The following is a 14,178-nucleotide window of genomic DNA, read 5'->3' as shown; positions in this document are numbered from 1 at the left end:
ATTAACAGGATAAATCATGCGCGACATATTTAATGATCTGGAAGCGGGCAAGCAGCTATCCGATGAGAACCCAATGGTGCGAGCACAAAAACAAATGCAAGCATCACTGCCCAAGCGATTTTACGAAAAGGCAGAGATTGCAGAGCTGGATAATGGATTCACGGTGCAACTTGATGGTCGTTCGGTGAAAACCCCAGCGCGCAACCTTATGCTTTTGCCGTCTGCTGCGGCTGCTGAAATTGTTGCGGAAGAGTTTCGAGCCCAGAAAGATGTTGTAGATCCTGCAAAAATGCCAGCCACTCGGCTGGTTAACACCGCCATAGACGGCATAGCTCTCGACCCGCAGGCGGTGATCGAAGATATTCTGCGCTTTGCAGGCACTGACATGATTTGCTATCGAGCAGAAAGTCCCAAAGAACTGGTCGCAAGGCAAACTGAACGTTGGGATCCGCTCATCGACTGGATGGACAGTTTAGGCGCTCGTTTTTCTCTCGCTGAGGGCGTGATGCATGTAGAGCAGCCACGCGAGGCAATCACCGCTTTTGGAGCTCAACTCTCATCATTCAAACATCCAATTGCTCTGGCCGCGCTTCATACTATGACCACGCTAAGCGGATCAGCTATCATTGCGCTGGCAGTAGCTAAAAACGAAATTTCTGCTGAAGAAGGCTGGTCTCGCGCTCATATCGACGAAGATTGGACAATTGAGCATTGGGGCGAAGACGCTGAAGCCAATGCACGTCGCGCGTTTCGAAAGCAAGAAATGATGATTTCAGATCGTTTATTAAAGGCCATTAATTAAGCTTGTTCAACTTATCAACTGCCCTAAATAAGCTATTGTAAATGTTGAAAAAACCCTGCCGCATGGCAGGGTTTTATTGTGCCTATTTTCTGCGTCTTTCCGCTCAGTAAACTTAGACTGAGTAGTACATATCAAACTCGATTGGATGCGGAGTGGTTTCATAACGCATCACTTCAGCCATCTTAAGTTCGATGAAACTATCGATTTGATCGTCTTCAAAAACGCCACCAACTTTAAGGAATTCGCGATCTTTATCGAGTGCCTGCAGCGCTTCGCGCAGCGAACCACAAACTGTCGGAATTTCCTTTAGCTCTTTTGCGGGCAGATCATAAAGATCCTTATCCATCGCCTGACCGGGATGGATCTTGTTTTTGATACCATCAAGCCCAGCCATCAGCAGCGCGGCAAAGCACAGATAAGGATTAGCCGAAGGATCGGGGAAGCGAACTTCAAGACGCTTTGATTTTGGCGATGAGCCGAAAGGAATACGGCATGAAGCGGAGCGGTTGCGCGCTGAATAGGCCAACAGCACCGGAGCTTCATAACCAGGAACCAAGCGCTTATAGGAGTTGGTCGTTGGATTGGTGAATGCGTTCACTGCTTTGGCGTGTTTGATTACGCCACCAATGAAGTAAAGGCAGGTTTCCGAAAGGCCAGCATATTCATTACCGGCAAAGGTTGGCTTGCCGTCTTTCCAGATTGAGAAGTGAACATGCATGCCTGAGCCATTGTCACCAAAAACCGGCTTTGGCATGAAGGTAGCTGTTTTGCCGTACGCATTGGCCACCTGATGCACAACATATTTATAGATCTGCATCTTGTCGGCATTGCGAACCAAAGTGTCAAACTTGACGCCTAATTCGTGCTGCGCCGAAGCTACTTCATGGTGATGTTTTTCAACGGTAACGCCCATTTCAGTAAGAACTGTAAGCATTTCCGAACGCATATCCTGCGCGCTGTCGATGGGCGGAACAGGGAAATAACCGCCTTTCATACGTGGGCGGTGGCCAAGATTGCCGGTTTCGTAGTCGGTATCATCATTGGAAGGCAGTTCGGTCGAGTCCAGTTTAAAGCCTGTATTGAACGGATCGACCTTATATTTCACATCATCGAAAACAAAGAACTCTGCTTCCGGGCCGACAAATACCGTGTCGCCGATCCCAAGCGACCTCATATAGGCTTCGGCTTTCTTTGCAGTGGTGCGCGGGTCGCGGCTATATGCTTCCCCTGAAACTGGATCAAGAATATCGCAAAGAATTACCAGGGTAGACTGTGCAAAAAATGGATCAATATGCGCAGTTTCTGGATCCGGCATAAGAACCATGTCGGATTCATTGATGGCCTTCCAGCCCCCGATCGATGAGCCGTCGAACATGACGCCATCAATGAACATGTCTTCGTCAACGAGACCGATATCCATTGTCACATGTTGAAGCTTGCCCTTTGGATCAGTGAAGCGCAGGTCGACAAATTTAATGTCGAGATCTTTGATCTGTTTAAGAATATCGGCGGCAGTGGTCATTTTGATTTCCTGTTTGGAAAAGGATGCTGGGGAGGATTATTGATCAGATAGCGTCAACGCCGGTTTCACCGGTGCGGATGCGGATGACTTCTTCGACATGGGAAACGAATATTTTACCATCGCCAATACGGCCGGTTTGGGCTGCTTTACGGATGGCTTCAATGGCGCTTTCTGCGGTTTCGTCAGCGACAACGACTTCGACTTTCACTTTGGGAAGAAAATCGACCACATATTCAGCACCTCGATAAAGTTCGGTATGACCTTTTTGGCGACCGAAACCTTTCGCTTCGATCACTGTAATACCTTGCAAGCCGACTTCCTGAAGAGCTTCTTTGACTTCATCCAGCTTAAACGGCTTAATGATGGCTTCGATTTTTTTCATCGCAGAATTGTCTCCGCTCGTGTTCGCAAAGGGCAGGGTGCTGGTATCAATTTAATACCGTATAAATTTAATAGAAGCACATTCTGTGCCAGTTAGAAAAAAATGCATTATTTTTCTTATTAGGCAGATAATTCTGTCTGAAATGAGTGCGTTGGAAGGTCCATACTGCGTTTAGGGTGTCGTGAATGTGATAATTTGCATAACCTCTTTAGTTCTGCTTGTTTGACCTGCCAGAAAATGCCTAAAAATGCATCATTAAGAGGATAATTTGTGCGCTCTTGCATAAGGATATCAGGCGGTCCAAAAGTTGATTGCTTATAGGAGGCTCGAATGTTTGAATTATTGACGCCTGCGGAAATGGCACGAGCCGATAACATTACAATAAAATCCGGCATAGATGGGTTTGAACTGATGCTGGCGGCCGGACAGGCTGTGGCGCATACTGCCCGAAATATGTTTCCCGAAAATGGACCGATCGCCATCCTATGCGGACCTGGCAATAATGGCGGTGATGGCTATGTTGCCGCGCAGCTTTTGCGTGAGACCGGCAGAAAGGTAACCTGTTACACTCACGGGGTGCCGCGGTCTGGAACTGATGCCATGAGGGCGTCGGTTTTCTACAAAGGTGAAGTCAAAACCATCGCAGATTTTAAACCTTCTGATTTTGTCGGCGTCATAGATGCATTATTTGGCGCCGGTTTAAAGAGACCTATTACAGGGCAACCGGCTACCATCATTGAAGAACTTAACTCTTCAAACATACCGGTAATTGCCGTTGATTTACCGAGTGGAATCTCTGGTGAGACGGGCCAAGTGATGGGGTGTGCTGTCAAAGCTCGCGCCACTGTTACATTTTTTCGAAAAAAGCCCGGCCATATTTTGCAACCCGGAAGAGGTTTTTGCGGCGTTCTTCACCTTGCGGATATAGGAATTGACGACGCGGTTTTATACGAGATTCAACCACAAGCCTTTGAGAACGCTTCGGAACTTTGGGTCACGGATCTGCCATTAGTACCTACTCAATCACATAAATATAGTCGGGGACATGCGGCTATATTTTCAGGACCACTTTATTCAACTGGCGCTGCTCGCTTGGCAGCTATTGCGGCTGGGCGAAGCGGTGCGGGGGCGGTAACGCTGCTATCGCCGCCAGATGCTCTAGCCGTTAACGCTTCACATCTAACCAGCATCATGCTGCGCGAGACACGTTCATTACAAGATGCAATACGCTTCATCACAGAGCGAAAAGTTTCTGCTGTCGCACTGGGGCCGGGCTACGGCAATGCAGTATTGGGGCGCGATCATGCACTTGGTGTGTTATCGATGAACATTAATGGCCTTGTTCTTGATGCAGATGGCATCACGGCTTTCGAAAAAGATCCTACCAAACTTTTTGAAAGTCCACGTGGCAAGGATATGGCTTTGGTTCTCACGCCACATGAAGGCGAATTTGCAAGGCTTTTTCCGGATATTCATGCGCGTCAGGATCTCTCAAAGCTCACAAAAGCGCGAGAAGCCGCCAAGCGCGCCAACGCTATACTGGTTTTTAAAGGCCCAGATACTGTTATAGCGGCACCGGACGGTCGAGCCGCAATCAATTCCAATGCAACTCCGCTCCTTGCTACAGCAGGATCGGGAGATGTACTCACCGGAATAATTTGCGGATTGCTCGCACAAAATATGCCTGCGTTTAAGGCCAGTTGCGCGGCGGTCTGGATGCACGCGGACGCCGCGCGTCGTTTCGGACGCGGATTAATTGCGGAGGATCTACCGGCCTTGCTACCGCAGGTTTGGAGCTCTCTTGTCAGGGCGGGGTAGGCGAAAGTTACACCTGATCCGCCACGGCTTTCAGAAGTTCGTCTGCCATTTGTAATGTAAATTCATTATAATGCGATATGACCCGGCTCGGCTCATAGTGGTGGACCGGCAAATCGGTGTAACCAAAATCAACGGCAACGACCGGAATGCCAGCAGCTTTTGCAGTATCAATATCGGTGCGGCTATCCCCAACCATAATAGCCCGGTTCTGATCGCCACCAGCCTGTTTGATTGTCTCTATCAGATGCCTCGGATCAGGCTTTCGAAACGCAAAACTATCCGCGCCACAAATTGCAGCAAAACGCTGATCTTCGCCCATGGCTTTGAGAAGTCGGATGGCGAGCGCTTCAAACTTGTTGGTGCAAACCGCCAGAATGTATCCATTGGCGGCAAAACGATCCATAGCTTCCAGTACGCCCGGAAAAAAGCTCGATTGTCCGGGCATGTTTTCTGCATAATAGGATCGGAATTCTTCGACCAGATGATCCAGTCTAACCTCATCAATCTGCTTCTGCTGCGCCGCGAATGCACGCTCTATCATTACTTTGCCGCCATGCCCGACAAAGCGACGAAGCGAGGCGGGGTCAGCCTCTTCTAATCCAGATATGCGTAAACAATGGTTGAGGCTGTCCAGAAGATCAGGCGCTGTTTCAACCAGCGTTCCATCAAGATCAAACACTATAATAGGTTTGGCAGATACCGATGACATGTGAATTCCTTATGCCTTTGATCAGCGAGATGATCCATTGCTACCTTTAACCATCGAGGACCTCAAGCTCCGCGGGCTGATAGAAAAAATATGCCACTATCTTATATTTACGTTAAATTTGGATAAGAAGCTTTGTAGCCCGGTCGGTACATGCTAGATGGCTTGCAAATATGAGTAAGAATCCGGGGAGACGGTGATTTAAAATGGACGATGCACGCAAGTTGAAGATTGCAGCGGCGGCCGAAGCTCTCACGCATGTTCAGGAGGGAATGCGCCTGGGTATCGGCACTGGCTCAACCGCGGAAGAATTTGTCCGTCTACTGGGAGAAAAAGTTCAATCTGGCTTTAAAATTATTGGAGTACCCACTTCGGAACGCACTGAGAAACTGTGCAACGAACTTGGGATTCCCCTGACCACCTTGGACGAAACACCACATCTTGATCTCACAATTGACGGTGCCGACGAGGTTGATAGCGCTCTTTCATTGATTAAAGGCGGGGGCGGCGCGCTACTGCGCGAAAAAATTGTGGCTGCTGCCTCGGATTCTATGGTTGTTATTGCTGATCAGTCAAAACTAGTTGATAGATTAGGCGAGTTTCCACTACCTATAGAGGTCAACCGTTTCGGTCTTGGTGCAACAATGCGCGCAATAGAAAGCGCCGCAACCCAATGTGGGCTTGCAGGTGCTTTGGTGCTGCGTTTACAAGACGGATCACCTTTCGTTACCGACGGGGGACATTATATCGTGGATGCATCTTTTGGCCGCATTCCCGATCCAGAGAATCTATCAAGCGCTCTTTTTTCTATACCGGGCGTTGTCGAACACGGACTTTTTATCGGACTGGCAAGTGCCGCAATCATAGCTGGCCCTGACGGAATCCGAACCATTAACCGGCCTTGAACGGGCACTAAGAATTATTTGAACGGAGTACTGACCTTATGATCCCGGCAACTGGCTTTCGCCGTCTGATTGCACCATTTTCTGCTCTCGTGTTGCTTGCAGGCATTCATGCTGCTTCCGCACAGGAAATTTCGGCATCTCATTTGGAAGCTGCACGTGCGGCAATCTCCGCAATTCAGGCAACTGATCAGTTTGATGAAATTCTGCCGAGCGCTGCCCGTGCTCTCAAAGCAGAACTCATCCAGAAGGACCCTCATCTTGAGGCTCTTATCACCAAAACGGTTGATGATAAGGCTATTGCTCTGGCTTCACGGCGCGCAGATCTGGAAACCGAAGCCGCCCGTGCCTATGCAAATACATTCAGCGAAGACGAATTGAAGGCGATTACTGCTTTCTACACTTCCGAGGCGGGCAAAAAACTTCTTACAGAAGGACCAATCGTGACGCGTGAAGTTATTCGTGCTGCCAATATCTGGCAAAATGGCGTGGCGCGAGACCTTGCACAGAATGTGGGTGAAGTGCTGGCGGCACAGGCGGGCGCTGCAGCAGCACCGGAACAGCCAGCTCAATAACAAGTGCGACTTTTTACGCGATTTAAAGCCCGGCAAGCCTAGCCGGGCTTTTTCTTTTGCTGCATATAAGAGTTAAGTTACATGAATGGAGTCTCTCTATGGCCAGTTTTGATTATGATCTTTTTGTAATCGGCGGCGGTTCGGGCGGTGTTCGCGCTGGCCGGCTTGCTGGAGCAATGGGCAAAAAAGTCGGGCTTGCTGAAGAGTACCGCATGGGAGGCACCTGCGTGATACGGGGATGCGTACCGAAAAAGCTTTATGTTTACGCCTCTCAATTTCCCGAACATTTTGACGATGCCGCTGGATATGGTTGGTCCGTAGGCGAGCGGAAATTTGACTGGAACAAGCTAGTAGAAGCTAAAAACCGTGAAATTTCGCGTCTCGAAGGGCTTTATCGCAAAGGACTAGAAAATTCGAAAGTCGATATTTTCAACATGCGAGCAAAATTGCTTAACCAGCATACGGTAGAGCTTGCAGATGGCCGCCAACTGACTGCTGAGAGAATTTTAATCGCAACCGGTGGCCGACCGGCAATGGGTGATAGTTTGCCTGGAATTGAGCATTGCATCAGTTCCGATGAGGCATTTGATCTGCCGCAATTGCCTAAATCCATATTCATTGCCGGTGGCGGTTATATCGCAGTCGAATTCGCCAATATATTTCATGGATTGGGCGTTGAAACGACGATTGTTTATCGCGGCAAAGAGATATTGTCGCGCTTTGATCCCGATCTACGCGATCTGTTACATAAAACGATGGAAGCCAAAGGTATCCGCGTGATTTGCGGAGCCATATATAAGCAGATTGAGAAACTTGCCGACGGAAGACGGCAGATAACCCTTTCCGATGGCAGCATACACCAGGCTGATCAGGCGATGCTCGCAATCGGCCGCCAGCCCAATACCGAGAACCTTGGCCTAGAAGCTGCCGGTGTGGCACAAGATGAGGCTACTGGCGCGATTATTGTTGATGAATATTCGCGCACTTCCGCAGAATCCGTATGGGCGGTGGGTGATGTTACCAATCGTGTGGCGCTTACGCCTGTAGCGATACATGAATCCATGTGTTTTTTGGAAACTGAATTTAAGAATAATCCAACCCGACCGGATCATGAATTGATCCCGACGGCGGTTTTCTCGCAACCGGAAATTGGCACTATTGGCTTGCCCGAGGACGTGGCCGCCAAGAAATATTCCGAATTGGAGGTCTATAGAGCGCTGTTCCGCCCCATGCGTCATACGCTTTCCGGCCGTGATGAAAAAATGCTCATGAAGCTGATAGTCGATGCTGAAAGTCGCAAAGTTGTAGGCGCGCATATTATGGGGCCAGATGCAGGTGAGATGGCTCAGTTGCTTGGTATTTCTCTTAAAGCTGGTGCAACCAAGGATGATTTTGACCGCACCATGGCAGTTCATCCCACAGCCGCAGAAGAGCTGGTTACTATGTATCAGCCAACCTATATAATCCGTAATGGTGAACGCGTGGGAAGTTGAAGCTCCGCTAGGCAAGCTATAGATGATAAAATTACGCGCTCTAACAAGCGTGGCCTAGTAGAGGCAGTATGAACTGTCATTGAATAGAGCTGGTATAAAGTCGCGCTCTGCTTTATACCAGCGCTTGTCACGTATGCCGATATGGAGTGAAAGATAGATAATTCTGCCACTTTACGGCTTCCGTGTAAGGAGGAATATAATCCGACAACTTTGCGCGGATAATGAAACAGGTGTGAAATGACGAAGAACTGGACCCCTAATTCCTGGAGAAACAAGCCAATTAAGCAAGTGCCAAGCTATCCCAATGCACAGGCTCTTGCAGATGTTGAGGCCCGTCTTCGTACCTATCCACCGCTCGTTTTTGCAGGCGAGGCGCGCAAACTCAAAACTCAGCTAGCCGCGGTTTCTGAAGGTAAGGCGTTTTTGCTTCAGGGTGGCGATTGTGCAGAAAGCTTCGCAGAACATGGCGCGGATAATATTCGCGACTTTTTCCGTGTCTTTTTGCAAATGGCAGTGGTGCTGACTTTTGGCGCTTCCAAGCCAGTCGTTAAAGTTGGACGTATCGCCGGGCAGTTCGCAAAACCTCGCTCTTCTGATATGGAGACGTTGAACGGGGTGGAGCTTCCATCTTACCGTGGTGATATCATCAACGGTATCGAATTCGACAGCGCTTCCCGTATTCCCGATCCTAATCGCCAAGATATGGCTTATCGCCAGTCAGCGGCGACGCTTAATTTGTTGCGTGCATTCGCTCAAGGTGGTTATGCCAATCTTGAAAATGTTCACCAATGGATGCTCGGCTTTGTGGGCAAAAGCCCTCAGGCAGAGCGTTACGCCGCTCTGGCGCAGCGCATTTCAGAAACCATGAATTTCATGAGTGCGATCGGCATTACCGCTGAAAGTAATCCGGCATTGCGTGAGACAGATTTTTATACCAGTCATGAAGCTCTGCTTCTTGGTTATGAAGAAGCGCTAACCCGCATCGATTCAACTTCCGGTGACTGGTATGGCACTTCCGGCCATATGATTTGGATTGGCGACAGAACCCGGCAGGCTGATCACGCTCATATTGAATATTGCCGTGGGATTAAAAACCCGCTTGGTCTGAAATGCGGCCCATCACTTGAACCCGATGATCTCATCCGGTTGATTGACCTGCTCAATCCGGAAAACGAGGCAGGGCGCCTGACACTTATTGCTCGTTTTGGACACAATAAAGTTGAAGATCACCTGCCGCAATTGATCCGTGCTGTAGAGCGGGAAGGCCGCAAGGTTGTGTGGTCCTGCGATCCAATGCATGGCAATACAATCACAGCCGGCGGGTACAAGACGCGGCCATTCGATCACATTCTGCAGGAGGTTGAGAGCTTCTTTGCTGTTCATCGCGCAGAGGGAACACATCCCGGTGGTATTCATGTTGAAATGACCGGCAAGAACGTCACGGAATGCACAGGCGGTGCCCGTGCGATTTCTGCTGAAGATTTGCATGATCGTTATCACACTCATTGCGATCCGCGTCTGAATGCTGATCAGGCGCTTGAACTGGCATTCCTTTTAGCTGAACTGCTGAAAAAAGAACGTGATGCGGATAATGGCAAGCAGGCGGCGTCTGCCTGATTGATTGGGTTTGAGTTTTGAGCGTAGGCGGAGATTAACCTCTCCGCCTATTGTTTTGCACAAGGCTTAAGAGGGAAGCCATGCAGCGAATTTATCGTGCATTTATCAACTCAATGCGGGCACTTTCCTATCTCGCGCGCAATGAGAAAGCTGTTCAACAAGAACTAATCCTGTTTCTTATTTCGCTTCCTTTAGCCTTTTTAATCAGCACAAGCTGGCTTGTGTTTTTTGCCCTGACAGGCTCGCTGCTTCTGCTTATTCTGGTCGAAGTTCTCAATACGGCTATTGAGGCTACTTGTGATGCGATCTCGCGGGATTTTCGTAAAGAGATTCAAATTGCAAAGGATTGCGGGTCCTTGGCGGTGCTGATCGCAATTTTGATGACGGCCACGACCTGGCTATATGTATTATTTTCTACCTTTTGGTTTGAAATTTAGCAGTTGAAATGGCTCTTCTTTACAGAAACTGCATCGCGATAATTGCATCGCTGTCAGCAGCACGTTAAAGCTTGTAAATGAATAATACCCGAGAGAATCTCGACATGCTTCGTATTGCCGTGGCGCAACTCGATCCCGTTATGGGCGATATAGCTGGAAATCTTGCAAAAGCGCGGGTTGCGCGCGCTAAGGCTGAACAGATGGGCGCTGACCTTGTTCTGTTCACCGAGCTTTTCATATCCGGCTATCCTCCTGAAGATTTTATTCTTCGCAAAGCTTTCGTAGAGGCCTGCGAGAGCGCCGTAGCAGAGCTAGCTTTGGATACAGCTGACCGTGGGCCGGGGGTGATCATTGGTACACCCATGGCGCGAGAAAGCGGCGTGCACAATGCAATCGCTGTGCTCGATGGCGGAAAAATCATTGCCGAGCGCTTTAAAGTCGATTTGCCCAATTACGGTGAGTTCGACGAAAAACGCGTTTTTGAATCGGGTCCGATGCCTGGGCCGGTGAACTTCCGTGGAGTACGCATTGGCATCCCTATTTGCGAAGACATATGGGGTGATCTTGATGTAGCCGAAACGCTTGCGGAAAGTGGCGCTGAATTTCTTCTGGTCCCGAATGGTTCTCCCTATCACCGCGGCAAGATGGAACGTCGTTATCAGACGGTGCTGCGTCAGCTCATTCAAACTGGACTGCCAATTCTTTATGCAAATCAGGTCGGCGGACAAGATGAGCTGGTTTTTGACGGCGGTTCTTTCTGCTTTAATGCAGACAAATCTTTAGCCTTCCAGATGCCGCAATTCACTGAATCCATCACGCTCACCGAATGGATTCGTGAAGATGAAGGTTGGCGCTGCCAGCAAGGCGAGCAAGCCTCTCTTCCCGACGAGCTTGAGGCTGATTACACCGCTTGTATGCTTGGTTTACGAGATTATGTGAACAAAAACGGCTTCAAAGATGTCGTACTCGGACTTTCAGGCGGGCTAGATTCTGCAATTTGCGCGGCACTTGCAGTTGATGCACTCGGCAAAGATCGGGTGCGCTGTGTGATGTTGCCTTATCGCTATACCTCAAACGAGTCCTTGAAAGACGCTGCGGATTGCGCAGAAACATTGGGCGTTCGTTACGACATTGTCCCAATCGCAGCGCCCGTTGAAGGATTTCTGTCAACTCTCGCTCCGATGTTCGAAGGCAGCGAAAGCGGGGTCACAGAAGAAAATCTTCAAAGCCGTGCCCGGGGTACGATTCTCATGGCCATATCCAATAAATTCGGATCAATGGTTATAACCACAGGCAATAAATCAGAAATGTCAGTGGGTTACGCCACTTTGTATGGCGACATGAACGGTGGCTTCAACCCCATCAAAGATGTCTACAAAATGCGTGTCTACGCCTTGTCAGAATGGCGTAATAAACATGTGCCGCAAGGCGCGATGGGGCCATCGGGCGAGGTAATACCCCATAATATTATCACTAAGGTTCCGAGCGCCGAGCTGAGAGAAAACCAGACGGATCAAGATTCGCTGCCTCCTTATCCGGTGCTCGATGATATTCTTGAATGTCTTGTCGAAAACGAGATGAGCAATGCAGAAATTATCGCACGCGGCCATCCAGCTGAAACAGTGCAACGTATCGAACATTTGCTACATCTGGCGGAATATAAGCGCCGACAGTCAGCGCTAGGTGTAAAAATTACTAGGAAAAATTTCGGACGCGATCGTCGCTATCCTATCACGAACCGCTTCCGCGACCGCTGAAAGATCTCCAATGTCAATTACAGTTCGTTTTGCCCCATCGCCAACTGGGTATATTCATATTGGTAATACCCGGACCGCCCTTTCAAACTGGCTTTATGCGCAGAAAAACCGTGGTCAGTTCATATTGCGTTATGATGATACCGACATTGAGCGGTCACGCGATGAATATGCCCGTTCTATCGCGGTTGATCTCGACTGGTTGGGAATAAAGCCCGACCGAGTGGAATATCAGTCAAAGCGTTTTGACGTTTACGCTCAAGCAGCGGACAAGCTGAGAGAGGCCGGGCTTCTTTATCCTTGCTATGAGACAGCCGACGAACTTGAACGTCGCAGAAAGCTGCGTTTAGCTCGTCGCCTTCCTCCCATATATGGCCGTGAAGCACTCAAGCTCACCGAGGACGAAAAAGCGAAATTAGAAGCCGAGGGTAGAAAACCCCATTGGCGCTTTTTACTGCCCAATTTCGAAAATGACCCAATGGTCACACGTCGGACAGAAGTTCATTGGGATGATCTCGTCCGTGGCCCGCAAACGGTGGATCTGGCTTCAATGTCAGACCCGGTTCTTATTCGTGAGGACGGGACTTATCTTTATACATTGCCCTCAGTTGCCGACGATATTGATATGGGCGTAACCCACATTATCCGCGGTGACGATCATGTGACCAATACCGGCGCACAAATTGCGATTTTCCGGGCATTAGGTGCTGAGCCTCCGGTTTTTGGCCATCACAATCTTCTCACTACTGTCTCAGGTGAAGGCTTGTCAAAGCGCACAGGAGCCTTATCGTTAGGGTCTTTACGCGAAGCCGGATATGAGCCGATGGCTATCGCATCATTGGCGGTGCTTATTGGCACGTCCGAGGCGGTTTCTGCGGTTCCAAATATGAAGACACTTGCGGAGCATTTTGATCTAAGTGCCATCACAAAATCCGCAGCTAAATTTGATCCTGCTGAACTGGATACGCTTAATCGTACTCTTTTGCATGAAATGACGTTTGAACAGGCAAAAGACCGGCTGGAAGATTTAGGCATAAAGGGTGAAGAAGCCGAGCCATTTTGGCTCACCATCAGGAAAAACCTAGATCGCTTTGGTGAAGTGAGCCATTGGTGGCAATTGGTGCGAGGTGACCTATCCGAAAAGCCGAATTTGTCCGATGACGACATCGAATTTGTGCGCCAAGCATTTGATTTTATGCCCCAAGAACCTTGGAATAACCAGACATGGAAAATCTGGACTGAGCGGATCAAGGAAGCTACCGGACGCAAGGGCAAGTCGCTGTTTTTGCCCCTGCGCTTAGCACTCACTGGTCAGGCTCATGGGCCCGAAATGGCGGATCTTCTGGTTCTGATTGGTCGGCAAAAAACGTTGGACCGACGACCCTAATATTAGGATCGGGAATGTAGCTACGTTCAAGCTGCACACTTTTTTCCTCTATAGTTGGCTCGCTCTTGGGGCGAGCTTTATAGAATGGCAGCTCAGCCGGGGTGTTTTTGTTCTCGCTCTCATTTTCAGGCAAAGGCATATGGGCCGGGTCCGTGGGCAATGGCGTTGATGGCTCAACGACAATGTCCGGCACCAGCTTTTCAGTAGCTTTGACCGGTGTTACTGGTTGCTTCTTTTTAACTGCCGGCAGACGTTTCGGAGCTTTACGCATCTGGCGGACCGGGGAAGAAAGCCATGTCGGAGAGCACGATTTAACGTGATCTTCTTTATGCAAACGGCCATTGAGCGCTGCGTTTATTTCGTGGAGTCGTTCCTGATGTTTCCTTATCGCAGACTTTAATTTTTCAGTCTGCATTTTGTAGGATTCACATTTGTTTGAGTCTAGTGGTCTTGAAAAAAGCGTTCTTCGGCATCGGTCTTGATTAATTTTTAAATGAACGTTGGAAAGAGACGATCGAAACCGTTGAATATCTTTCGTTGTTTGCGCCTTGGCAATATTAAGGCGCGCTTCTTGTTGCGGTGTGCAAATATATGATTTTTGGACCGTTGTGCATCCGGCGATAATGCTTCCGATTGCCAAGATCGCCGCTACGGTCTTGACCGCAGAAAACGGCCCTTGTCGGTTAATAAGCAGCCGGTTTAGTCGAAATATCTGAAAAAATACTTGATTAGCAATCATCACAGAACAGCCTATTTTGTTGTTCGATGTGATGATGGTTAATT

13 protein-coding genes are annotated in these 14,178 nt (G+C 49.1%); 9 read left to right on the top strand and 4 right to left on the bottom strand.

Annotated features, from left to right (window positions below):
• Positions 1 to 16: 16 nt before the first annotated feature.
• Positions 17 to 802 (top strand): ATP12 family chaperone protein, encoded by a 786-nt coding sequence (locus C7374_RS11170; protein WP_111575711.1) that lies wholly within the window; start codon positions 17 to 19, stop codon positions 800 to 802.
• 112 nt (positions 803 to 914) lie between these two features.
• Here C7374_RS11170 and glnA read toward each other — a convergent pair whose 3' ends face one another.
• Both glnA and C7374_RS11160 read right to left on the bottom strand, forming a co-directional pair.
• Positions 915 to 2,324, bottom strand: a complete 1,410-nt coding sequence (gene glnA / locus C7374_RS11165) for a type I glutamate--ammonia ligase (protein WP_111575710.1) — start codon at positions 2,322 to 2,324, stop codon at positions 915 to 917.
• A 43-nt stretch (positions 2,325 to 2,367) separates the two neighbouring features.
• A complete protein-coding gene (locus C7374_RS11160) occupies positions 2,368 to 2,706 on the bottom strand; it encodes a P-II family nitrogen regulator (protein WP_111575709.1) in 339 nt (112 codons plus the stop codon).
• Positions 2,707 to 3,036: 330 nt separating this feature from the next.
• On the opposite strand from C7374_RS11160, the gene C7374_RS11155 reads away from it, so the two are divergent.
• Positions 3,037 to 4,524 (top strand): NAD(P)H-hydrate dehydratase, encoded by a 1,488-nt coding sequence (locus C7374_RS11155; protein ID WP_111575708.1) that lies wholly within the window; start codon positions 3,037 to 3,039, stop codon positions 4,522 to 4,524.
• Between the two features lie 7 nt (positions 4,525 to 4,531).
• Here the strand turns inward: C7374_RS11155 and C7374_RS11150 are convergent, their stop codons facing one another.
• Complete coding sequence (locus tag C7374_RS11150) at positions 4,532 to 5,233, bottom strand: HAD family hydrolase (RefSeq protein ID WP_111575707.1); 702 nt, start codon at positions 5,231 to 5,233, stop codon at positions 4,532 to 4,534.
• Positions 5,234 to 5,436: 203 nt separating this feature from the next.
• On the opposite strand from C7374_RS11150, the gene rpiA reads away from it, so the two are divergent.
• From rpiA to gltX, 7 genes are all read left to right on the top strand, one after another.
• Positions 5,437 to 6,135, top strand: coding sequence for a ribose-5-phosphate isomerase RpiA (gene rpiA / locus C7374_RS11145; RefSeq protein ID WP_111575706.1), 699 nt, complete (start codon positions 5,437 to 5,439; stop codon positions 6,133 to 6,135).
• Positions 6,136 to 6,173: 38 nt separating this feature from the next.
• The gene (locus C7374_RS11140; RefSeq protein ID WP_111575705.1) at positions 6,174 to 6,707 is read left to right on the top strand and encodes a DUF2059 domain-containing protein; all 534 of its coding nucleotides are present in this window, start codon (positions 6,174 to 6,176) and stop codon (positions 6,705 to 6,707) included.
• 98 nt (positions 6,708 to 6,805) lie between these two features.
• Positions 6,806 to 8,200: a glutathione-disulfide reductase gene (gor, locus tag C7374_RS11135; RefSeq protein WP_111575704.1), complete on the top strand. Its 1,395-nt coding sequence runs from the start codon at positions 6,806 to 6,808 to the stop codon at positions 8,198 to 8,200.
• Positions 8,201 to 8,437: 237 nt separating this feature from the next.
• Positions 8,438 to 9,817, top strand: coding sequence for a class II 3-deoxy-7-phosphoheptulonate synthase (locus C7374_RS11130; protein WP_111575703.1), 1,380 nt, complete (start codon positions 8,438 to 8,440; stop codon positions 9,815 to 9,817).
• 80 nt (positions 9,818 to 9,897) lie between these two features.
• Positions 9,898 to 10,254 (top strand): diacylglycerol kinase, encoded by a 357-nt coding sequence (locus C7374_RS11125; protein WP_111575702.1) that lies wholly within the window; start codon positions 9,898 to 9,900, stop codon positions 10,252 to 10,254.
• Between the two features lie 77 nt (positions 10,255 to 10,331).
• Complete coding sequence (locus tag C7374_RS11120; RefSeq protein WP_111575701.1) at positions 10,332 to 12,011, top strand: NAD+ synthase; 1,680 nt, start codon at positions 10,332 to 10,334, stop codon at positions 12,009 to 12,011.
• A gap of 10 nt (positions 12,012 to 12,021) precedes the next feature.
• Positions 12,022 to 13,395: a glutamate--tRNA ligase gene (gene gltX, locus C7374_RS11115; RefSeq protein WP_111575700.1), complete on the top strand. Its 1,374-nt coding sequence runs from the start codon at positions 12,022 to 12,024 to the stop codon at positions 13,393 to 13,395.
• Here gltX and C7374_RS11110 read toward each other — a convergent pair.
• Positions 13,313 to 14,134: a hypothetical protein gene (locus tag C7374_RS11110; protein ID WP_111575699.1), complete on the bottom strand. Its 822-nt coding sequence runs from the start codon at positions 14,132 to 14,134 to the stop codon at positions 13,313 to 13,315. The two genes, gltX and C7374_RS11110, sit on opposite strands and share 83 nt — an antisense overlap.
• Positions 14,135 to 14,178: the final 44 nt, after the last annotated feature.

The sequence above is a fragment of the Falsochrobactrum ovis genome, from assembly GCF_003259955.1.
Taxonomy (GTDB): domain Bacteria; phylum Pseudomonadota; class Alphaproteobacteria; order Rhizobiales; family Rhizobiaceae; genus Brucella; species Brucella ovis_A.
Note: the sequence above shows the minus strand (reverse complement) of the source record. Positions and strands in the feature narration are given on the sequence as shown.